Here is a 22,124-nt window from a genome sequence, read left to right on the forward strand (position 1 = left end):
ATCGCCCCCTGTGCGGAATATCTTGATCCGCGGTGCGTCCTGACGCTTGCGACACATGTCCGGTCCCGCATCGTGGCTCTCAGCCGGACCCCCGGCTGGGGCTCATCCGTACGTGTCCCGCGGCCCGCGGCCGGCAATATGCAACCGCCCCTTGCGCCACGACGGCGCCGCCGGGCCGGTGATTCTGAGCGTGTTGACGACGCCGTCGCCGACCGTGGCGGCGATCTTGGCCAGCAGTTGCGACTGCACCATCCGCAGCTGGGTCGCCCAGGCGGTCGATTCGGCCGACACGTGCAGCGCGCCATCTCGTAGCGCGGTCGGCGACGCGTGTGCGGCGATCTGATCGCCGACCATGGCGGCCCACTGCGCGAACACCGTGCCCTCGGCCACCCTCGGCGACCAGCCGCGCGCCTTGGCAACTTCGCTGGTCGCCGCGCCCAACCGCTGCGGATCGCGGGAATCCGGTCCCGGGCCCGACCAGCTGCGCCGCCGCCCGCTGCCCGCGACCCGCCGAGGCGAACGCCGACCGTGGCCGACGTCTTTGCCCTGGGTTCGGGCGGCCCCTCTGGCCTCCTCGAGGGTGCGGCGCACCAGGTCCATCCCCGGCAAGTCGGTCAAATGCTCCGGCGGGCGGACGTTTTCGCCACCGCCGCCGGCGGAGTGCGTCGATTCGGTACTCATTGCTGCACCACCGAGACCCGGCCCTCGTCGTCTTCGCGCAGGCCGATCGGCACGCGGCGAACGTCCCAGTCCGCCGGGATGTCTTCGTCGACCGCGGCCGTCACCAACACCTGTTCTGCCGATCCGGCCACCGCGGCCAGCGCCCGTCGCCGGGCGGTGTCGAGCTCGGCGAACACATCGTCGAGCAACAGCACCGGGTCGGTTCCCTCGGTCCGCAGCAGCTCGTAGCCGGCCAGCCGCAACGCCAACGCCATTGACCAGGACTCGCCGTGACTGGCGAATCCCTTCGCAGGCTGATCGCCCAGCCGCAACTCGAGTTCGTCACGGTGCGGCCCGACCAGGCAGACGCCGCGCTCGAGCTCGTCACTCCGGCGCCCGGCCAACGCTGCCAGCAGCGCCGCCTCGAGGAACTCCGAATCGGCGGGACCCTCGAACTCCACGCTACTGCGGTAACCGATGTCGGCCGCCCGCGAACCGGGCGCCAGCAGTTGGTATGCCTTTTCCACCTCCGGCCGCAGTTCGTTCACCAGGTCAATCCGGGCGGTCAGCAGCTGCGCGCCGTGCTGCGCGAGATGACCGTCCCAGACGTCGAGGGTGTCCAGGACGCCGGCCCCCGGTCGGTTCCGGGCCCCGGCGGCGGTCTTGAGCAGCGCGGTGCGCTGCCGAACCACTCTTTCGTAGTCGGCGCGCACGGCGCCGATGCGCGGTCGTCGGATCGCCGCCAACTCATCGAGGAACCGGCGCCGCTCGCCGGGCTCGCCGCGCACCAGCGCAAGGTCTTCCGGGGCGAATAGCACCGCGCGCAACACGCCGAGCACTTCCCGCGCACTGCGCACCGGTGCCCGGTTCAGCCTGGCCTTGTTGGCCTTGCCGGCGGCGATCTCCAGGTCGATCGCCAGCTCGCGGCCGGCGTTCACGACGATGGTAGACACCACCGCCCTGGCCGCGCCGGTACGGATCAGCGGCGCATCGGCGGCCACCCGATGCGAACTCAGCGTCGACGAATACCACAGCGCCTCAATGAGATTCGTCTTGCCGTACCCGTTGGGGCCGACGAACACCGTCCGGCCGGGTTCCAACTCGATATCGGCCTGCGCCCAGGACCGGAAGTCGCGCAACCCTAGCTGGCGGACGAACACTTACCCGGACTTACTGATCCTCTTGACCGCATGTCCGCCGAACTGGTTGCGGAGCGCCGCGACCGCCTTCATCGTCGGCGAATCGTCCTGACGAGACAGGAATCGTGCGAACAGTGACGCCGCGATCACCGGCACCGGAACGCGATGGTGGATGGCCTCCTCGACGGTCCATCGGCCCTCACCGGAATCCTCGGTGTACCCGGTGATCTGGGTGAAACGCGGATCCTCCTTCAATGCCTTGGCCAACAGCTGCTGCAGCCAGGACCGCACCACGGTGCCGTTCGTCCACGCCTGGATCACCGCCTGCGGATCCTTGATCAACTCCTCGGCGGCCAGCATCTCGTAACCCTCGGCGTAGGCCGTCATCAACCCGTATTCAATGCCGTTGTGAATCATCTTCGCGTAGTGACCCGCCCCGACCGGGCCGGCGTGCACGAAGCCGTCCTCTCGCGGGCCGGGCGGACGCAACGTGTCGAAAATCGGCATCGCGCGCTGCACGTCGGCGTCGCTGCCGCCAACCATCAATCCGTAGCCTTCCTTCAGGCCCCACACCCCACCGGATACTCCGGCGTCGATGAACGCAATTCCCTTGTCGCCGAGTAACTTCGCGTGTGGGCCGTCCTCGGTGAAACGCGAATTGCCCCCGTCGATCACCAGGTCGCCGGAACTCAGCTCTTCGGCCAGCGAGGCGATGGTTTGATTGGTCACCGGTCCCGACGGCACCATCACCCACACCACCCGCGGTGCGCCGAGCTTGTCGGCCAGCTCCTTGAGCGTCGGTACGTCGGTGACCTCGGGCCGCGGGTCGTAGCCGATGACTTCGTGGCCACCCTCGCGCAACCGCTCGCGCATGTTGAAGCCCATCTTGCCCAGACCCACCAAACCCAGCTGCATGTGCGCCTCTTTCGTCGCGATAAGCCGGTCAGCCGGGGAGCCGCACCGGCATCAACAGATAGACGTAATCAGTGTGCATGGCCGGGAATGGAGCCGGCCCGGCCGTGCCGCCGATGTCATCGTCGCTCGCCGGGCGCAATACCGCGGGACGGCTCGGTGTCGTAAAGCCAAACCACACCCGTTCGCTGTGCAACGAGCTCAGCCCGTCGGTCAGATAGGTCGGGTTGAATGCGATCGTGAGCGGATCGCCGGAGTAGTCCACCGGCAGGTCCTCTTCGGCACGGCCGATGTCGTCTGCACCGGCCGACAGCCGCAACGAGCCGTCGCCGAACTCCATTCGCACCTGCGCCCCCCGGTCGGCGACCAACGCGACCCGTTTGATTGCCTCCGCCAACTCCGCGACACCCATTACCGCGACCGCGGTGTGCTCGGTCGGCAGCAACTGGCGGAACTTGGGGAATTCGGCGTCCAACAACCGAGTGGTGCTGCGCTTGCCCTCACTGCGGATACCCAGCAGCCCGTCCTTCCCGACGGCCGAGCCGGCCCCCAATGCCAGATGCACGTCGGTGCCCGCCGGCCCGGCCTTCGCCGCTTCCGCCAGCGTCTTGGCCGGCACCAACACCGCGGCGCTGGTATCCGCCGAATCCGTCGACCACGTCAGCTCGCGAACGGCCAGCCGAAACCGGTCGGTTGCCGCCAAGACGACGGTCTCGCCGGAGATTTCGACGCGGATTCCGGTCAACATCGGCAGCGTGTCGTCCCGGCCGGCGGCGACGGCGACCTGGCTGATCGCCTCTGCGAACAAATCGGCCGATACCACCCCCGTCTCGTCGGGCAACGCCGGCAACGTCGGGTAATCCTCGACCGCCATCGTCGGCAGCGAAAACCTCGCACTCCCGCACGTCAACGCGACCCGGGTGCCGTCGACGCTGACCTCGACAGGTTTCGGTGGCAACGCCCGGGTGATGTCGGACAGCAGCCGTCCAGATACTAAAACCCTTCCCGGAGAAGCGATTTCAGCTGGAACTTGAACCTCGGCGGAGACTTCGTAATCGAATCCGGAGATTGTCAGGCCGTCCTCGTTTCCGGTCAGCAGCACACCGGCAAGCACGGGCACGGTAGGCCGGGTCGGCAGATTACGCGCGACCCAGGCGACCGCGTCTGCGAAGTCCTCACGAACCAGCCGGAATTTCAGATCGGTGAGCCCCACCGCCGTCGTCGTCGCCACTTCCATAGCGTCCCTTCGATCCGAACCACAACCACGGCGAAAACCTGCGGCAACTGCGGTGTTGAACTCCCTGCGAAGCACCACCGTAGAGCTTTTCGCTTCGTCTTGAAAGGTAATCGAGCACGCCGACAAGCGGCCCTGCGCAACGCCGCGGAACCCTGTGCATGAACATGTCCCCAGGGGGCTTCTTCTAGGGAACATCTAGGGATAGAGAGCAGTAACAGTAATAGGGCGTGTGCAGACTGGGGACAACGCGGTTTTCCGCACCAAGCGCAGGGTTTCGGGCTGTGGGTAATTCGATGCGGGATGGCCGGCGGCGCCGCGGCGGATGTGGATCGTCGAGCGCCTGTGCACCGAAATCCCAGCCGGCGGAGTCTGCCGGCCGGTGTTATCCACAGGATGTCCACAGCGGGTCTGTGACATGTGAGACTGTTGGTTCGGAAGTTTTTGGGGTTCGCGGCGCGGTCGATGGGTGGGTCAGCGCTTGGAGCGCTGGCGGATCCGGGTCGTGAGCTCCTTGACGTGATCGAATACCTCGCGCCGCTGCGCCATTTCCGCACGGATCTTCTTTTCCGCGTACATGACCGTGGTGTGGTCGCGGCCGAACGTCTGGCCGATCTTGGGCAGCGACAGGTCGGTGAGTTCGCGGCACAGATACATCGCGATCTGGCGGGATTGCGCGAGCGCGCGTGTCTTGCCGGGCCCGCGGAGTTCTTCCACCGTGGTTTCGAAGTACTCGGCGGTGGCGGCCATGATCGTCGCGGCGCTGATTTGCATCGTACTGATGTCCGAAATCAGGTCGCGCAGAACGATTTCCGCGAGGGACCGGTCGATGGGCGTCTTGTTCAGCGACGCAAACGCGGTGACCCGGATGAGCGCGCCTTCGAGCTCGCGGATGTTGCGTTCGATGCTGCTGGCGATGAGCTCGAGGACCTCGTCGGGAACGTCGAGTCGTTCCATCTGAGCCTTCTTGCGCAGAATCGCGATGCGCGTTTCCAGTTCGGGGGGCTGAACGTCGGCGATCAGGCCCCACTCGAAGCGAGTGCGCAACCGGTCTTCCAGCGTGGCGAGCTGCTTGGGTGGCCGGTCGGACGAGATCACGATCTGCTTGTTTGCGTTGTGCAGCGTGTTGAAGGTATGGAAGAACTCTTCCTGGATGCCTTCCTTGCCCTCGATGAACTGGATGTCATCGACCAGCAACACATCGATATCGCGGTAGCTCTGCTTGAACGCGACCTTGCGGTCGTCCCGCAGCGAGTTGATGAAGTCGTTGGTGAATTCCTCGGTCGAGACGTACTTGACTCGCATGCCGGGAAACAGGCGATGGGCGTAGTTTCCGGTCGCGTGCAACAGGTGCGTCTTGCCGAGCCCCGATTCGCCCCAGATGAATAGCGGGTTGTATGCCCGGGCCGGTGTCTCGGCAACGGCGAGCGCCGCGGCGTGAGCAAACCGGTTCGACGCGCCGATGACGAACGTTTCAAACGTGTAGCGCTTGTTGAGGGTGATGTCCGAGGACGGGCCGACGGTGGCGTTTGAGGGTTTGTCGATGAAGTACGCTGGCCAGCTTTCGTGAGCGCTGGCCAACGCCTCACGGTCCTCGTCGACTTCGTCGATGTCGGGATCGAAGTTTGCCAGCGGGGACGCCGCCGGGTCCTCGGCTTCGCCGGGCGCCGGCGGAGCGATGCGGACCCCGAGTTCGACTCGATGGCCGAGGCGGCGGCTGAGTGCGTCGACGATCGGCGCGCGCAGGTGGCGTTCGATTTCGTTCTGCACGAAGCCACTCGGCACCGACAGCAGCGCGAACCCTTCGGCTATCACGAGCGGTTTGACCAGTTTCAGCCAGGCCCGCTGTTGCGGGGTCAGGGGTGGGGGGAGGTCGTCGCCGTTACTGCGGGCAGCACCGGCGGAACCCTCTCCGTTGAGTTCGGCGACCACGGTGTTCCATACCGTGGCGAAGCGGGCGTCGGGGTCCTCTGTCAATGACGATCGCCCCCCAATCGTGGTCAGAAGTCGACAAATGGGACGAGTAGCGAACTGTCCACATAGTTATCCACAGGTTGTGGAAGGACAGCCGTCCTCGTCTCGTGTCGCTCGGCGATGATGCGATTCCTTCGCTGCGGCCAGCGCTTCCAGGCGGTGACCCGATCAACGATCGGGCGGGCATCCTCGCTTCGGTGTTCGTAAATTGTCTGCGGCCGTTTCGATCTGAAGCGGCATTGGCAGAAGCTAACAGTTTTCTCCGCGGGTGCCAACCGTTCTGCAACATTGGTGGGATCTTCCTTACCGTTTGCTCAGACAACGTGACAGGTGTGACTGAAGTAAAGTTTTTGCTGCTGGTGTGGCCTCGTTTGACCGGGCGAAGCGGCGTCAGTACCCTCGAACAGTCGCCCGAACGTCGGCGATACGGCAGCGAACCAGGGGCTTCCCTGGGGGACGCGCCGGTTACGGAGCGAGGCGAAGAGCTTACCAACGGTGACCGCGTCCGATCGGGCGCACGAGTTAGCGGACCGTGCGCGGGTCGGTGGGGTGCCATACGCAATGAGGAGAGACAGCCGTGGCCAAGGGCAAGCGGACCTTCCAGCCGAACAATCGGCGTCGGGCGCGGGTGCACGGATTCCGGCTGCGGATGCGGACCCGCGCCGGCAGGGCGATCGTTTCGAACCGGCGGCGCAAGGGCCGCCGGTCGTTGACTGCCTGATTCGGCCAGGGCTGCAACGGCGGTGCTCCCCGCGCGATACCGAATGAAGCGGTCGACGGAGTTCAGTGCGACGGTGAAGCACGGCGCGCGCGCCGTGCAACCCGACATCGTGGTTCATGCCGTACGGCTGGCCGACGGGTGTGCCGACCCGGGTCCGCGGATCGGGTTGGTCATCGGAAAGTCGGTGGGGTCATCGGTGCAACGCCATCGGGTCGCGCGCCGGTTGCGGCATGTGGCTCGCGGGGTGATTGACGAGCTGGACCCGGCCGACCGTGTGGTGGTGCGGGCTCTGCCGAGCAGCCGGCACGCGGTATCGGCGCGGCTGGAGCAACAACTGCGGGCCGGGCTGACCCGGGCGCATCTGCTGACCGGGGCCGCGCGATGACAATGGCGATGGCGGCCCGGCAGGTGCGGCACATGCCGGTGCGATGCGCGATCTTCGCCATCGAACTGTATCGAACATATGTTTCACCGATGCGGCTGCCGACGTGTCGGTTCACGCCGACGTGCAGTCAGTACGCGGTGGAGGCGCTGACCGAGTACGGCCTCATTCGGGGCGGGTGGCTGGCCGCGGTGCGGCTGGCCAAGTGTGGCCCGTGGCATCGGGGAGGGTGGGACCCGATACCCGAGCGGCGCGGGCGCACGACGGCGTCGGTGACCGGGTCGTCATTAGACCCGGCATTAGATCCGGCATTAGATGATGTCGGGGGTACCCCGCCTTTGCGAGGGGAGAGCGAGTCGCGTGTTTAACTGGTTCAGCCTGGACATCATCTACTACCCGGTGTCGGCAATCATGTGGGTCTGGTACAAGGCGTTCGCGTTCCTGCTCGGCCCGTCCAACTTTTTCGCGTGGGCGCTGTCGGTGATGTTCCTGGTGTTCACCCTGCGCGCGATCCTGTACAAGCCGTTCGTCCGCCAGATCCGCACCACCCGGCAGATGCAGGAGCTGCAGCCGCAAATCAAGGCGCTGCAGAAGAAGTACGGCAAGGACCGCCAGCGCATGGCGATGGAGATGCAGAAGCTCCAGCGCGAACACGGCTTCAACCCGATTCTGGGGTGCCTGCCGATGCTGGCGCAGATTCCGGTGTTCCTGGGCCTGTATCACGTGCTGCGGTCGTTCAACCGGACCCAGGGCGGCTTCGGCCAGCCCAAGCTGCCGCCGGAGGTCAACCGGTCCATCGGCAACTACGTGTTCAGCCCGACCGATGTCGGCCACTTCCTGGACGCCAACCTGTTCGGTGCGCCGTTGGGCGCCACCATGGTTCAGCGAACCGGTCTGGACGCGTTCACGGAATTCAATCGCGCGGCGGTGATCGCGGTCGGCGTGCCGGTGATGATCCTGGCCGGCATCGCGACGTACTTCAACAGCCGCGCATCGGTGGCGCGGCAGAGTCCGGAGGCGGCCGCCAACCCGCAGACCGCACTGATGAACAAGCTTGCGCTGTACGTGTTTCCGCTCGGAGTCGTTGTCGGTGGGCCGTTCCTGCCGTTGGCCATCATCCTGTACTGGTTCGCGAACAACATCTGGACGTTCGGGCAGCAGCACTACGTGTTCGGCATGATCGCCAAGGAGGACGAGGCCAAAAAGCAGGAGGCGTTGGAACGCCGCGCGGCCAACGCACCGCCGCCGGGCGCCAAACCCAAGCGCCCGCGCAAGGGCGCTCAGTCGGGTTCTCAGTCGGGGACTCAGGCGGGTTCGCCTAACGGTTCGCCGGCCCAGCAGGACGGCGCCGAGGAGTCGATGGCCCCGCCCCAGGAATCACCGGAGAAGCCGACGGGCTCACCGCAGAAGCCGCTTGGCTCAGCCCAGAAGTCGACCGGTTCGGCCGAGCCGCAGCCGAACGGCGTGGACTCCGGCAACCGCACTTCCGGCAACCGCGCTTCCGGCAACCGTGCTTCCGGCAACCGCACCCCGCGCCCCGGTGCGCGGCCGAAGAAACGCAAGCGTTAAACGCCCGGGGGAGCAGACCGGGCGGACGAGGGAGGAGGGCAACGATGACCGACGCGGACATCACCGAACGAAGCGAGGACGCGGAGACTGCGCCCGAGGAGGACGGGCTGGCCCCCGAGGACCTCGAGGAGCGGTTGGTCGCCGAGGGCGAGATCGCCGGAGACTATCTCGAGGAACTGCTCGACCTGTTGGACTTTGACGGCGACATCGACCTGGACGTCGAGGGCAACCGCGCCGTCGTCAGCATCGACGGCGGGGACGACCTGACGAAGTTGGTGGGCCGCAAGGGCGAAGTACTGGACGCGCTGCAGGAGCTGACGCGGTTGGCGGTGCACCAGAAGACGGGGGAGCGGAGTCGGCTGATGTTGGACATCGCCAACTGGCGCCGGCGTCGCCGCGACGAGCTGGCGGCGCTTGGTGCCAAGGTGGCGCGCCGCGTGCTGGAAAGCGGTGAGCGCGAGGAGCTGGTCCCGATGACCCCCTTCGAGCGGAAGATCGTGCACGACGCCGTGGCGGCGATCCAGGGCGTGCGGAGCGAGAGCGAGGGCGTCGAGCCGTCCCGCCGGGTCGTCGTGCAGCTGGACGGCTAGCGAGTTACACCGATGTAGTTAACGGGCTGCCGGCGGGTAAGCCGCCGCCTCGGAAGGATGTTTCACGTGAAACATGGCGAAGCGGCGGCCGTCCCCGCCGCCGCCGCCGGAGTCTTCGGCAACCGGCTGGAGACAGCGATGGCGTATGCCGATCTGCTCGCCGACGACGCCGTGCGGCGCGGGCTGATCGGACCGCACGAGGTTGGCCGGCTCTGGGGCCGGCACCTGCTCAACAGCGCGGCCGTCGCCGAGTTGATCGCTCCGGCGGAGACGGTGGTGGACGTCGGCAGCGGGGCCGGGCTGCCGGGTGTGCCGCTCGCGCTCGCGCGGCCCGACCTCCGGGTGACGCTCGTCGAGCCGATGCAACGTCGCGTCGCCTTCCTGAACGAAGTTGTCGACCGGCTGCGCCTCGAGGTCGTGGTGGTGCACGGCCGGGCCGAGGAGCGAGCCGTGCGCGAGCGGGTCGGCGACGCCGACGTGGTAGTGTCGCGCGCCGTTGCGTCATTGGACCGGTTGACGAAGTGGTGCCTGCCGTTGCTGCGGCCCGGCGGCCGGATGCTCGCGATCAAGGGTGAACGCGCCGGCGAAGAAGTCGAACAACAACGGCGTGTAATGGCATCGTTGGGCGCGATCGATGTCAGGGTGGTGAGATGTGGCGTGAACTATTTGGATCCGCCGGCCGCCGTGGTCGTCGCGCGGAAAAGAACCTCACAGCCACGGGCGGCGGCACCGCGCCGGGCGGTGAAGAGGAGGGGAGCATGAACCCGACCGATACGACGGCCGACGCCGCGCACGCCGCCGATGTTTCACGTGAAACACTCGGCGGAACGCCAAATGTTTCACGTGAAACGTGGGACCGCGAAACATCAGACACCCCAATCGGCGCGGCCGCCGAGCGGGCGATGCACGTACTGCACACGACCTATCCGCGGCTGCCACGGCCACGGCGCCAGCGGGTTCTTACCATCGCCAATCAGAAGGGCGGCGTCGGCAAAACCACAACCGCGGTGAACCTGGCGGCGGCGCTTGCCATCCAGGGCCTCAAAACATTGGTCATCGACCTGGACCCACAGGGCAACGCCAGCACCGCGTTGGGTATCGAGCACCGCCAGCCCGGCACGCCGTCGACATACGAGATGCTGCTGGGCGAGATGCCGCTACGCGAGGCGCTGCGGCAGAGCCCGCACAGTCCGCAGCTGTTCTGCGTGCCAGCCACCATCGACCTGGCTGGCGCCGAGATCGAGTTGGTCAGCACGGTGGCGCGGGAGAACCGGCTGCGCACGGCACTGGCGGAGCTGCACAACTTCGACTTCGATTACGTCTTCATCGACTGCCCGCCGTCGCTGGGCCTGCTGACGATCAACGCGCTCGTCGCCGCACCTGAGGTGCTGATACCGATCCAGTGCGAGTACTACGCATTGGAAGGCGTGTCGCAACTAATGAACAACATCGAGATGGTCAAGGCACACCTGAACCCGGGCCTCGCCGTCTCCACCGTGGTACTGACGATGTACGACGGTCGCACCAAGCTAGCGGATCAGGTCGCCGAGGAGGTGCGCCGCTACTTCGGCGACAAGGTGCTGCGCACGGTGATCCCGCGCAGCGTGAAGGTTTCGGAGGCCCCCGGATTCAGCATGACGATCATCGACTACGACCCCGGTTCCCGGGGCGCGATGAGCTATCTCGACGCCAGCCGCGAGCTCGCCCAGCGCGACGGCATCGCGCCGACCGAGGGGCCCGACTGATGACCGGTTGCAGGAAGAGTTGCACGAAGAAGAGAAGAGAAGCATGAGCCAACCAGTACGCAAGAGGGGCGGCCTCGGCCGCGGTCTGGGAGCACTGATCCCGACGGGCCCGACCGACGGCGAACCGGTCCACCTCGGGCCGCGGATGGGTGACGCCGCGGCCGACGTCGTGCTCGGTGGGCCACCGATCGCGGACGCGGGGACCGGCGCCGTCTACCGCGAGATCGACCCGGCCGCGATCGACCGGAACCCGCGGCAGCCCCGGCAGGTGTTCGACGAGGAGTCTCTCGCCGAGCTGGTGCACTCGATCCGCGAGTTCGGGCTGATGCAACCGATCGTGGTCCGGCCGCTCGATGGCGCCGGTCGCTATCAACTGGTCATGGGTGAACGTCGATGGCGGGCGGCCCAGCAGGCCGGCCTCGCGACGATTCCGGCGATCGTCCGCGAGACCGCCGACGACAACATGCTGCGCGACGCCCTGCTGGAGAACATCCATCGGGTCCAGCTGAACCCTCTCGAAGAGGCGGCGGCATACCAGCAGCTGCTCGACGAGTTCGGCGTCACCCACGATGAACTGGCGGCGCGGATCGGGCGTTCCCGGCCGTTGATCACGAACATGATCCGACTGCTCCGGCTGCCGATCCCGGTGCAGCGCCGGGTGGCCGCGGGCGTACTGTCCGCCGGTCACGCGCGAGCGCTGCTGGCCCTCGAGGGCGGTCCGGACGCTCAGGAGGAGCTGGCGGCCCGAATCGTCGCAGAGGGCTTGTCGGTGCGGGCCACCGAGGAAGCCGTCACGTTAGCCAACCGGGACGACCCCGCCGCCAAGCCCGCCCCGCGCCGCAAACCCATCCAGATGCCGGGACTGCAGGATGTCGCCGACCGGTTGTCGACCACCTTCGATACCCGGGTCACCGTCAGCGTCGGCAAGCGCAAGGGCAAGATCGTGGTGGAATTCGGCTCCGTCGACGATCTCCAGCGAATTGTCACGCTGATGGATGGCCATAACGGCTGAATAACGATGTACTAACACACGTCGTAGTTGCGTCACAGTGACACATCCGGCCGTGCGGGCGCCGCTCGGCCCGGCTGTAAGAGGCAAACGAGCTGCGCCGCAATGTGATTGAGGCTCCGCGCGGGCCGGGCGGTGTCGGCCGAGCGACACTGGCCCATTCGGGTCGGACTCTCCTATCCTGGAAGGGCTGCTGCGCGCACAGCACGGCTTGGAGGCAAGGTAAGTAGTGTCCGCTCGGATCAACCCGCTGCGGCTCGAGTGTTTCGAGCAGCTGCCCAAGCACGCGCGCCGCTGCGTGTTCTGGGAACTCGACCCGGCGACCATGGGCCGCGATGACCGCCTCGCCGATCCCGAATTCGAGAAGGAAGCGTGGCTGTCCATGGTCATGCTCGAGTGGGGTTCGTGCGGCCAGATTGCGGTGCCGGAGCGCCCCGGCAGCGCCGACGAGGCGCCGTGCATCGGCTACGCGCTCTACGCGCCGCCCGGCGCGGTGCCCCGGGCGAGCACCTTCCCGACCGCACCCGTGAGCCCCGACGCCGTGTTGCTGACGACGATGGGCGTCGAACCCGGCCACGCCACCGACTCGCTGCCACGCCAACTGGTCGCCCAGGTCGTGTCCGACCTCGTCCGTCGCGGCGTGCGCGCACTGGAGGCGTTCGGGCGCACCCGGCAGGCCGCCGAGCTGGTGGACCCGGCGACCGCGCCGCCGCAGGTGCAAGCGGTCGGGGACTGCTCGTTCGACCAGTGCATGATCGACGCCGATTTCCTGCAGGACGTCGGGTTCGTCGTGGTGGCCGCACATCGATACTTCCCGCGGCTGCGGCTGGAACTCAACCAGGGACTCGGCTGGAAGGCAGAGGTGGAGGCCGCCCTGGAGCGACTGCTGGAGAGTGCCCGCCTGGAGCCGGTCGGCGCCGGCAACTGTACCGTCGACGGTTAAGGGCTGAGCCGCCCGGCCTGTTCCACCGACAACTCGTGGGCGAGCAGCTCGGCGAAGGTGAAAGTGCCTGTGGGCCGGTCGTTCTTGCCAAGCAGATAGAGCCGCTTGACGGCGGCGAGGATTCCTTCGGCGATCGCGTCGCGGGCGTGCGTCGTCACCAGCATGCCCCGATCGCGTGCGTTGGTGATGTACCCGATGTCCACTTGCACGGTCGGCATCCGGGTCAGCCGCAGCAGGTCCCACGTTCGGCCGTGCGTGCGGCAATCCTGTAATCCAGTGCGGGCCACCACTTCTCGCTGAATGAAGTCGGCGAGGTTGCGGCCGATCGTCGAAACCGAGCCGTGCGAATTGCCGAAGTGGAACGACGCAACGCCGTTGGCCGATGGGCTCACATGGTTGGCGCAGCGCAGGCTGATCATCAAGTCGGCGCCGACGGTGTTGGCCGTCGCGGCTCGTTCGATGTCGGACGGGCTGCGGTTGGCCGGCCGCGACAAGAACGTCTCCATGCCGATCGCGGTCATCCGGCCCTCGAGTCGGCTTGCCAAGTCCCACAGAATGTCTGCTTCGCCGATCGGGCCCGCCGGACCTTGGAGTATCACCCCGTGATCCGCGCCACCGCGGCCCGGGTCGATGATGATGCGCTTGCCCGACAGCCGCGGCCCGGATCGCCGTACCATCTCCTCCTCCCGGATGGCGTGTGGCGAGCCACCGGTCACGCGGGAACCAAGAAAATACAAGGAACGCAAGGTTTCTGGCCCACAGATGCCGTCCGGAGTCAGGCCGTATTCGCGTTGGTAAGACATCAGCGCGTTGTGAGTGTGCAACCCGAAGTGTCCGTCCACCAGGCCGGTGTAGAAACCGAGGTCCTGCAACCGCCGCTGCAGCGTCGCGACGTCGTCGCCGTACATCGGGGCGCCGAACTGGTGGTGCAGCGTGCGGGCGCCCAGCCGGTAGGAGGCTTCCTTCAGCGCCCGATAGGTCGCCTCGCCCACGATGCCGTCCACCAGCAGGCCGCGGTGCTGCTGAAACGCCCGCACCGCGTGGTCAAGTTCGTCGTCGAACAGTTCGGGAACGGCGTGCCTTCCCGTAATCAGGTTGGCGTCGGGGTCGTCGAGCAGCCCCAGCGAGGCCAGCGCCACCCGTACCTCGGTGACCGCACGGCCGCGGTCTCCACGGCGCAGACTCGACATGCCAAGGCCTTTCGGTCGCGGTCGTCCCACTGTGGGTCCAGCGATTGCAAGATAAGCTAGCCACTATTCTCGCAGAAGCCGGTCGAATTCCGGAAAACCCCAGGCGACTACCCGCCATCGGGGGCCCGGCGACGGTGGCTAGAGCACGCCGTCGAGTTCGCGCAGCAGTGCGGCCTTGCCCTTCGCGCCGACGATCCGCTTCACCGGTTTGCCGTCCCTGAACAGGATCAGCGTCGGGATCGAGATCACTTGAAAGTCGCGCGCGGTCACCGGGTTGGCGTCCACGTCGAGCTTGGCCACGGTCAGCTCGCCGGCCTTGTCGTTGGCGATCTCCTCGAGCACCGGCGCGACCATCCGGCATGGCCCGCACCAGGTCGCCCAGAAGTCCACCAGCACGGGCAGGCTGGCAGCCAGCACGTCATCGGCGAACGAGTCGTCGGTGACGGCCACCGGGGCGGTTTCGGCAGTGTCGGTCACGAGCGTGCTCCTATCAGGTCGGTGTCGTCGGTGCCGCCCGCAAGCGGCAGGTTCCCCCCATCGGCGGCGGCCCTTTCGGCCAGCCACCGCTCGGCGTCGATCGCCGCCGAACAGCCACTGCCTGCGGCGGTGACGGCTTGTCGGTAGCTCCGGTCGACCAGGTCGCCGGCGGCGAACACACCCTCGACCGAGGTGTGTGTGGTGCGGCCGTGCACCAAGACGTAACCGTCGGGGTCGAGGTCGAGTGCGTCACGCACCAGGTTCGACCGCGGGTCGTGGCCGATCGCGACGAACACGCCGGTGACGGGCAGAGTGCTCGCTTCGCCGGTCAGGGCGTTGCGAATCTGCAGCCCGGTCACGCTGTCTTCGCCCTCGACCGCGGTCACCACCGTGTTGGTCAGGAACCGGATCTTGTCGTTGCTGCGGGCCCGCTCGAGCATGATCTTCGAGGCACGGAACTCGTCGCGGCGGTGCACGATCGTGACGCTGCGGGCGAACCGGGTCAGGAACGTGGCCTCCTCCATCGCCGAGTCACCGCCGCCGATCACGGCGATGTCCTTGTCCTTGAAGAAGAACCCGTCGCAGGTCGCACAGGAGCTGACGCCGCGGCCGAGCAACCGGTCCTCGCCGGGCACACCGAGATAACGGGCGGCAGCGCCCATCGCCAAAATCACGGCCCGGGCCGCATACGTTTCGCCGCCGGCGGTCACGGTCTTGACCGGCCCCTCCAACGACACCTCTTCGACGTCTTCCATGCGCAGGTCGGCGCCGAAACGCAACGCCTGCTCGCGCATTTCGTCCATCAACTCGGGGCCGGTGATGGCGTCGCGGAAGCCTGGGTAGTTCTCAACGTCGGTGGTCGTCATCAGCGCGCCACCGAACTGCGTGCCCTCGAATACAAGCGGGGCTAGCTGGGCGCGTGCGGCATACAGGGCTGCGGTATACCCGGCCGGACCCGACCCGATGACGATCACCTCATGGACGGTCTTCGTGGCGGTCATGGCTACCTTCCTGCCTGGTCGGAGGATAAACCCGGCCAAGCACTCCTTAAACAACAGCGTATGCCCGGCTGTTCCCGGTCAAGCGCTACGGCGGTGCCACCTGAGTCTGGGCGATCAGACCGGTTTCCGCCGAATTACAGTCGGCCCGCACGGCCAGCGCGACCAGATCGTTGGGGGTGTCGGCGGCCAGCACCAGCAGAACCGCGGGCTGGCCTCCGACGTGGACGGCCTTGGCGCCCAAGATCGGCGCCGAAATCGGATAGCCGAGCCCACTCAGGCACGATGCACGCCGCTGCGGATCGGCCAGCGCACCGTAATCGGGTGGCCGGCGAACCAGTGCGGCGATCTCCGGGCCGGACAGCGGGATGGCTGGCAGGCGCGCCACCGTGATCTGCTGGATGGTCGGCGCCGGCCTGGGTGTAGAGCCCGGGGTCATCAGCAGCATCACGGCGCCAATTCCAATCGCCGCGATCGCGGCCGCCAGGCCCGCCAGCGCGCCGACCCGGGCCAGCGGTTGCCTGGCGCGGTGGTCGCGACCGGCCAGGCCGGTGACGCGGTGATCGTCCGCCGCGCCCATCAGGACGCTGCCTGCAGCGTGATCTCGTAGATGTCGCTGCGGCTCCTTCCGTCGGTGGTGCCCAGCGTGGAGATCCACACCAGCACGTTCGACGTCGGCCCCGCCTTCGGCACCTGAATTGTGTTGTGGCCGCGCTGCAGCGGTGTCGGCGGGGTCAGCGCGGTGGTGTCGGACAGCGATGACGGTGTCGCGCTCGATGACGACCGAATCTGAACCTGGGTGCCGGTGCTCGACAGGTCGATGCCGACCGACGCCACCGTGGTCGGCTGCGGCAGCTGGAGCAGCAACCCGACGCCGCTCTTGAAGTTCGGGAACGGCGCCGCGTCGCTGTAGGTGTCGGTCGCCCATGCGGTGGCCGGGTTGCCGTCGATTGCCAGTCCGGCCTGGCCGGGCGCGTCCGGCTCGCCGCCCGGCGAAAACACCGTGGCCTTAACCGGTCTCACAAGGTTGCCGGGCGCCGACGGCTGTTGTGAGCTGGGCGGCGCGTTCAGGCCGAGCTGGCTTCGGTCCAGCGGCCCGTTGACGCCGCCAAAGATCCGGCTCAGCACCGATGCGAGCACCAGCAACGCCACCACGATGATCGCGCCCGCGACGCTCAGGCCGACGATCAGACCCTTGCGCCGTCGAGCGCGCGCCGCCGGGTCCTGCGGGAGTGGACCCATCCATCCGCGCATACGGGATGTCGGGGGAGAAGGTGGGGTGGACTCGTCCACCGGGTTGATCACCACGGTGCGGTCGGCGACCGCGGTCGCCTGCTGAAGCAGGTTCAAAAGAGTTGAGGCGCTGCTGATTCCGCCGCCGTCCTGGATCGAGCGCACGGCCGCGGCCGAGATCTGGAACGGGATGTCCGGGTCGATCACGGTGGGCTCGACGGGTTGACCGTTGGGACCGCGTTCGGCCGGTTCCAGCCCGCTTGGCACCCCGGTCTCCGGCAGCGGCCAGCGGTTCACCAGCAGCGCATAGAGCGTCGCGCCGATACCGCGAACGTCGCCATCGGGAGTTGCGGCGGGCGTCGTCGCCGGGAAGGCAAGCGCCACATCGCCCTCGATGCTGACTCGCACCCGGCTGGGGTGGTCTATCGACAGCGCCACACCGGAGCGGTGGGCCGCGTCGGCGGCGGCGGTCAGCGACTGCATCGCCCTGGCGCCACCGATAGGCGACGGGCTCGTGTCGGCCACTTCCTGTAGTGAGCCTCCGCGGATCCACTCCGCAACCACGAGACCGCCGGCACCGATGCGGACCACGTCGAGCACCCGCGCCATCCCCGGCATGTCGATCCTGCTGAGCTTCAGTGTGCGACCGAGGATCTCTTGCAACTCGTCCGGTGGCAGCATCCCGTCCGGGTCTACGAAGGTGAGCGCCACCTGGCGATCCAGCGCGGTGTCCAGCGCCTGCCAGAACTGCAGGTGCTCCGGTCCACCATGGAACAGCAACAGCCGATAGCGGCCGTCCACGATGGTGGCGCCGGGAACGAGGTGAATCTCGGATTCGGCCCGTGACGAGTCGGCGGTCTCCCGCGGCGCGGTGAACGCCGTTGGCTCGCGTGTCGGATCACCGGCGAAATCGCCGGGCAGTCGCCGGGGCGGCATCACCACGGTCTCTTCGGTGGCCATGACGACCGTTTCGTCTGCGGTCTCCGGCTCGGCCGCGACGTCGGGCTGGAAGTCGTCTGCCGGTGGCCGCGGCAGCCGGGTGGTCGCATCGGGGGCGGCCTCAGGCGCGGTGTTGCCGGTGGGCTCGTTCGTCACCGCCATTCCTTTCCGCACCTCGGCTCCGGCAACTGGGGCAGGGGGCGCGCGCCGGACGGATTCCGGGGCCATCCGCCGCCTCGGCGCCACCGAATGCCTCTGCTCAGCGTACGTGAGCAGGGTATCCCTGCGTGCCATGGCCGAAACGGCCGTACCGGCCGCGGCTACCTGCCGGCGCCCGCCCAGCCGACGGCCGACGGCGGCCAACGCCGCTTGCGCATCGGGCACCTTCGCCGCCAGCAGCACCGTGGCGATGATCGGCATCATGATCGCCGCCAACACCAGCAGTCGCAACAGCGAACCCGCTCCGCCGCCGGCGCGGGTTAGCGCCGCCAACCCGGCGATCCGGTCCACCACGTATGCGATGAGTCCCGCCGACAGCGACGCGGTCACCGTGACGAGCACGGTGCGCAGCACGGGGATGCTGATCAGTCGCCCGGCCGGCGGGTTCAGTGCGCGGCGAAGCAGCACGTAACCGGCGGCGGCGCCGGCCAGGAAGCCGATTCCGTTGGCCAGGCCGAGATAACCGGCGACCAGCTCGCGGTCGTCGGTCAGGCGTGGGGCAAGCAGCGACACAGCGATCTTCGCGGTCGTGATGACGACAATGATCGCGATTGGTGTCCAGGGCTGTTGCCGGGCGTAGAACACCCGCAGCTGCAGCAGCACCAGCGCGTACGGGATCAGGGTGAACGCCGACAACGCGATCGCCGCGCCCAGGTAACCGGCGTCGACCGAACCGAAGTTGCCGTACGCGAAAAGCGCCGACCCGATCGCCGGGCCGCCGACTGTCATGAAAGCGACGACGGGGATCAGCGTGATCATGGTGAGCCGGGTGGCCAGCGACAGGTCGTCGAGTACCGCCGGAATGTCGTCGGCCGCGGCGTTGCGCGACAGCCTCGGCATCACCACCGTCAGCACCGTCACGCCGATCACGCCGAACGGCAACATCAGCACCAGCCACGCATAGTTGTAGATCGCCGGCCCGGAAGCCGCAGCGGCCGAGGCGATTTGGTTGCCCACCACCAATCCAAGTTGGCTGATCAACACGTAGAGGACCATGGCCGCGGCCATCGCGCCGAACTGCTTGAGCCGGTCGTCGACGCCCCACATCGGTTTGAGGCTGATGCGTTCGCGGCCGATCGCGATCAGCAGCACCATCGTCTGGGCGGCCACCCCCAGCGTCGTGCCGATGCCGAGCACCAGCAGCTTGGCGTTGCCCATCTGCACCGGGTTGACCGAAAGTTCGCCCGGCACAGCCAAATACAGGCCCAGCGTGGCGATCGCCACCACATTGTTGACGACCGGCGCCCACGCCGCCGCGCCGAATACGTTGTGGGTGTTCAGGATCGCCATGAACACCGACGACAACCCGTAGAAGATCACCTGCGGCAGCAGCAGGTACGCGAACGCGGTGGTCAGCGGCCGGTTCACCTGCGGATCGCTGCCCAGCATCAGCCGCACCAGCAGGGGGGCCGCCGCCACCGACAGCAGCGTCGCGACAACCAGCAGGGCCGTGGCCAACGTGACCAGTCGGCGCACGAAGGCCGCGCCGCCGTCGGCGTCGTCGCGTTCGGCGCGGGCCAGCACGGGCACGAAGATCGCGGTGAATGTGGCCTCCAGCACCAACGCCGCCACCAGGTTGGGCAGCTGGTTGGCCACCGAAAACGCGCTCGACAGCGCCGCACCCAGGATCGCGGCCAGCGCCACGATGCGGGTGAACCCGGTGACGCGGCTGATCAGCGTCGCGAACGCCATGCCCCACGAGCGGGACACCACCGCGGCGTCGCTCAGCTCGGCTCGCCGCGGCGGCGCCCCGGACCGACGTGGCGGCGGTCGCTGGGCATGCCGCGGGGCGTACCGCACGTATCGGGGATCGATCGGTCGGCCGGGGTAGGGTCGCCGCGGCGGCGGCGGCGGTGGGCCGGCGGGCCGCCAGCCGCGGGTGCTCATTCCAGTTCCGGCCGGTCGAGGTCGGCGGGATCCGGCTGGCCGCGGAACCGGTGCCAGAGCCGTCGGCCCACCAACACCGCGAGCACCACGCTGCCGGCCATGGTGATCGCGAACAGCACCTTGCCGTAGGCATTCGAGTGAACCGACAGCCGCACCGGCTCACCGAGCGGCAGGCCCTCGGGTGTGCGCAGCGCGACGTCAACCGCGACACGCTGGGTGAAGTGCACCTCGATCGGCACCCGCAACGGCAGGTAACCCGGCGGCAGTTCCTGTTCGCCGATGTCGGTGACGGTCATCCCCGGCGGGACATCGACCTGTAGCCGCACCCGCACCGGGACCGGCAGGTTGTTGCGCAGCGCGAGCGGCAGCGGGCTGTGCTCGGTGGCCAGCGTGTAGGAACCGCCGGGGTTCACGATCGTCACCGCCCCGAACATGTCGTCGATCGTCGAGCCGACCGCATCAAGCCGCTGGGCGGCCAACCCGTTTCGGCTGTCCGGCGGAACCGATTGGCTCAGCGCGCGCAGCATGTCCTCACGCAACGGCGCGGTGTATTTAACTCCGGTCAGCCCGGTGCGGACGTCGGTCGTCAACGCCGCAGTCAGCCCCCACAGGCGTCCGACCTGCCCGGCGATGCCGGCAGTGACCGCGTCGTCGATGCGCCCTCGCTGGTCGGTGGGCGCGGCGCCGTCCACCGGCGCGGCGGGCACTGCGGTGGCCTCGGCGTCGGCGATGACGTTGGTCAGCGAGCGCGGCGCCGCCAGGCCGGCGTGGATGCTGGTGGCCAGCGCGGTCAGGATGGCCTGCGCGTCGGGCGGCTGCAGGTTCCACACCAGCGGCGGCATCAGGACCTGGGTGCGCGGCTCCGTGTCGGAGTTGAGCCCCAGCCACAGCATCGATCCGAGCGCATCCTGTCGGCGCGCGGTGGGCGAATCGTGTTTGAGCGGCACGGTCAGCGAACGGTCGAGATACGACGGCGCGACCGGCTCGGCACCGGCGGCGGCCAACGCCGCACCGACGGTCGGATCGAACGGCGCGCGCACCAGCTGCGACGACAACCGGCTCGGCGTGACATTGGCCGTAGCGGGCTTGCCGGTCACCGCGTCCTGCGCCGAGCATTCTGCGGCCGCGATCGCCACCGTGGTGCCCTGCGCGGTCAGCAGGTCGGCTGCGGCCCGGGTCAACAGGCCGTCACCGACGATCGTCGCGCCCCGGGTGGAGGTGATGCCAAGAATCTCGTCGACGATGTCGCCGGCGCCGTTGGTGGCGATCGCGCCGAGCCCCTGGTCGCCGACCCGCTGCAACGCATCGAGGTCGACCTGCGCGTACGTCGTCGTCGTCACGCACAGCCGCCGCGCCAGCCCACGCAGCCGGTCGAGCCACGCCGCCGCGGCCGCCTGCCCGGTGCCGGGGTGGGCGGCCGAGTTGCGGTCGGCCGGGTCGTCGGCGACGACGTAGCCGCCGGCCATTGCGTTGACCGTCACCAACAGGTCGGGATCGACCGCCAGGCATAGCGACGTCGCGACCGGGCCGCCCGGGTCGACCGTCGGGCCGGTCGCGAACTCCACCGAAGACAGCAGCGTGTCGAGTCGGCCTCCGGGCGCCAGCGAAGTGGCCAGCTCGTCGTCGATCAACCGCACCGGCGTGGCGCCGCCGGGTGCACCGGCAGCCAGCCGCGGCCGGTCGGCAACCGGCCACAGCATCGTGACTTGCACGGGTTTAGCGGTGTTGGGCGGAATGACGCCGCTGAGCGCGTCGGCGGCCCGTTTGTTGGGATCGGCGGGCACGCCCAGCACCGGGAGCAGGAAGCGGGCATCGTCGAGGCGGGCCGGCGCGCCGTAGTCGGGGGTGCCGTTGACGTTGACCAGCACCGGGTACACGCCCGGGTTGTCGACTCCCAGCGACGAACCGGCGTCGGACCGCAACGGAGCGGAAAGAGTAAAGGTGCCGGTCTGGCCCTGCCGCAGCTCGCTGGCGACCGGAACGAACTCGCCGACCGGCCGGTACTGGTCGGTGGTGCCATCGAGGCTGGTGCGCAAGCCGGCCGACGAGGTCACCGCGCCCGCGTGCTCGAGGCGCACGACGATGTCGCGCACCGCACGGTCACCGGTGTTGGTGACGGTCCCGCTGATCGTGACGTTCGGTTCGCTGGCGGTTGTGATTACCTCGGGTGTCACCTTCTCGATGCGGATTTGAAGAAACGGCGCCGCACTGGGTTCGCCGGCGCCCGCGCGCGGGGCCATGCCCGGCATCGCCGAGGCCGCTATCAGAGCGGCCGCGGCGAGCAGCCGCAGGCCGATGCCCCG

General features: G+C 68.0%; 20 protein-coding genes. 9 read left to right on the forward strand and 11 right to left on the reverse strand.

What is annotated here, in order from left to right:
* Positions 1 to 102: 102 nt before the first annotated feature.
* From VE759_RS17525 to dnaA, 5 genes are all read right to left on the reverse strand, one after another.
* Positions 103 to 681, reverse strand: a complete 579-nt coding sequence (locus tag VE759_RS17525; protein ID WP_324934741.1) for a DUF721 family protein — start codon at positions 679 to 681, stop codon at positions 103 to 105.
* Positions 678 to 1,820: a DNA replication/repair protein RecF gene (gene recF, locus VE759_RS17530; RefSeq protein WP_324934743.1), complete on the reverse strand. Its 1,143-nt coding sequence runs from the start codon at positions 1,818 to 1,820 to the stop codon at positions 678 to 680. The genes VE759_RS17525 and recF overlap by 4 nt, the downstream gene beginning before the upstream one ends.
* Entirely contained in the window at positions 1,821 to 2,714 is an 894-nt protein-coding gene (gnd, locus tag VE759_RS17535) for a phosphogluconate dehydrogenase (NAD(+)-dependent, decarboxylating) (protein ID WP_324934745.1), read from the reverse strand.
* Between the two features lie 28 nt (positions 2,715 to 2,742).
* Positions 2,743 to 3,948: a DNA polymerase III subunit beta gene (gene dnaN, locus VE759_RS17540; RefSeq protein ID WP_324934748.1), complete on the reverse strand. Its 1,206-nt coding sequence runs from the start codon at positions 3,946 to 3,948 to the stop codon at positions 2,743 to 2,745.
* A gap of 471 nt (positions 3,949 to 4,419) precedes the next feature.
* Complete coding sequence (dnaA, locus tag VE759_RS17545) at positions 4,420 to 5,922, reverse strand: chromosomal replication initiator protein DnaA (protein ID WP_324934750.1); 1,503 nt, start codon at positions 5,920 to 5,922, stop codon at positions 4,420 to 4,422.
* A gap of 574 nt (positions 5,923 to 6,496) precedes the next feature.
* On the opposite strand from dnaA, the gene rpmH reads away from it, so the two are divergent.
* The 9 genes from rpmH to VE759_RS17590 all read left to right on the forward strand — a co-directional run bounded on the left by rpmH (position 6,497) and on the right by VE759_RS17590 (position 12,878).
* Positions 6,497 to 6,640 (forward strand): 50S ribosomal protein L34, encoded by a 144-nt coding sequence (gene rpmH / locus VE759_RS17550; protein ID WP_084226258.1) that lies wholly within the window; start codon positions 6,497 to 6,499, stop codon positions 6,638 to 6,640.
* A 22-nt stretch (positions 6,641 to 6,662) separates the two neighbouring features.
* The gene (gene rnpA, locus VE759_RS17555; RefSeq protein WP_324934752.1) at positions 6,663 to 7,025 is read left to right on the forward strand and encodes a ribonuclease P protein component; all 363 of its coding nucleotides are present in this window, start codon (positions 6,663 to 6,665) and stop codon (positions 7,023 to 7,025) included.
* 2 nt (positions 7,026 to 7,027) lie between these two features.
* Positions 7,028 to 7,390: a membrane protein insertion efficiency factor YidD gene (yidD, locus tag VE759_RS17560; protein ID WP_414687946.1), complete on the forward strand. Its 363-nt coding sequence runs from the start codon at positions 7,028 to 7,030 to the stop codon at positions 7,388 to 7,390.
* Positions 7,341 to 8,591: a membrane protein insertase YidC gene (gene yidC / locus VE759_RS17565; protein WP_324934756.1), complete on the forward strand. Its 1,251-nt coding sequence runs from the start codon at positions 7,341 to 7,343 to the stop codon at positions 8,589 to 8,591. The genes yidD and yidC overlap by 50 nt, the downstream gene beginning before the upstream one ends.
* Positions 8,592 to 8,635: 44 nt before the next feature.
* Positions 8,636 to 9,181, forward strand: coding sequence for a protein jag (locus VE759_RS17570; protein WP_324934758.1), 546 nt, complete (start codon positions 8,636 to 8,638; stop codon positions 9,179 to 9,181).
* 57 nt (positions 9,182 to 9,238) lie between these two features.
* A complete protein-coding gene (gene rsmG / locus VE759_RS17575) occupies positions 9,239 to 9,943 on the forward strand; it encodes a 16S rRNA (guanine(527)-N(7))-methyltransferase RsmG (protein ID WP_324934760.1) in 705 nt (234 codons plus the stop codon).
* Positions 9,940 to 10,926, forward strand: a complete 987-nt coding sequence (locus tag VE759_RS17580) for a ParA family protein (RefSeq protein WP_324934762.1) — start codon at positions 9,940 to 9,942, stop codon at positions 10,924 to 10,926. The genes rsmG and VE759_RS17580 overlap by 4 nt, the downstream gene beginning before the upstream one ends.
* 43 nt (positions 10,927 to 10,969) lie before the next feature.
* Complete coding sequence (locus VE759_RS17585) at positions 10,970 to 11,938, forward strand: ParB/RepB/Spo0J family partition protein (RefSeq protein ID WP_324934764.1); 969 nt, start codon at positions 10,970 to 10,972, stop codon at positions 11,936 to 11,938.
* Positions 11,939 to 12,164: 226 nt separating this feature from the next.
* A complete protein-coding gene (locus VE759_RS17590; RefSeq protein WP_324934766.1) occupies positions 12,165 to 12,878 on the forward strand; it encodes an acetyltransferase in 714 nt (237 codons plus the stop codon).
* On the opposite strand, the gene VE759_RS17595 is transcribed toward VE759_RS17590, so the two are convergent.
* From VE759_RS17595 to VE759_RS17620, 6 genes are all read right to left on the reverse strand, one after another.
* Positions 12,875 to 14,068, reverse strand: coding sequence for an N-acetylmuramoyl-L-alanine amidase (locus VE759_RS17595; protein ID WP_324934768.1), 1,194 nt, complete (start codon positions 14,066 to 14,068; stop codon positions 12,875 to 12,877). The two genes, VE759_RS17590 and VE759_RS17595, sit on opposite strands and share 4 nt — an antisense overlap.
* Before the next feature lie 138 nt (positions 14,069 to 14,206).
* Entirely contained in the window at positions 14,207 to 14,545 is a 339-nt protein-coding gene (gene trxA / locus VE759_RS17600; RefSeq protein WP_324934770.1) for a thioredoxin, read from the reverse strand.
* A complete protein-coding gene (gene trxB / locus VE759_RS17605; protein ID WP_324934772.1) occupies positions 14,542 to 15,546 on the reverse strand; it encodes a thioredoxin-disulfide reductase in 1,005 nt (334 codons plus the stop codon). Before trxB ends, trxA begins: the two co-directional genes overlap by 4 nt.
* Positions 15,547 to 15,631: 85 nt before the next feature.
* A complete protein-coding gene (locus tag VE759_RS17610) occupies positions 15,632 to 16,123 on the reverse strand; it encodes a hypothetical protein (protein ID WP_324934773.1) in 492 nt (163 codons plus the stop codon).
* Positions 16,123 to 19,821 carry a lipid II flippase MurJ gene (locus VE759_RS17615; RefSeq protein WP_324934776.1) on the reverse strand — a complete coding sequence of 1,233 codons (3,699 nt, stop codon included), beginning with the start codon at positions 19,819 to 19,821 and terminating at the stop codon, positions 16,123 to 16,125. The genes VE759_RS17610 and VE759_RS17615 overlap by 1 nt, the downstream gene beginning before the upstream one ends.
* Complete coding sequence (locus VE759_RS17620) at positions 19,818 to 22,070, reverse strand: hypothetical protein (RefSeq protein WP_324934821.1); 2,253 nt, start codon at positions 22,068 to 22,070, stop codon at positions 19,818 to 19,820. The genes VE759_RS17615 and VE759_RS17620 overlap by 4 nt, the downstream gene beginning before the upstream one ends.
* Between the last annotated feature and the right edge of the window lie 54 nt (positions 22,071 to 22,124).

It is taken from the genome of Mycobacterium sp., from assembly GCF_035640695.1.
In the GTDB taxonomy this organism is placed as follows: domain Bacteria; phylum Actinomycetota; class Actinomycetes; order Mycobacteriales; family Mycobacteriaceae; genus Mycobacterium.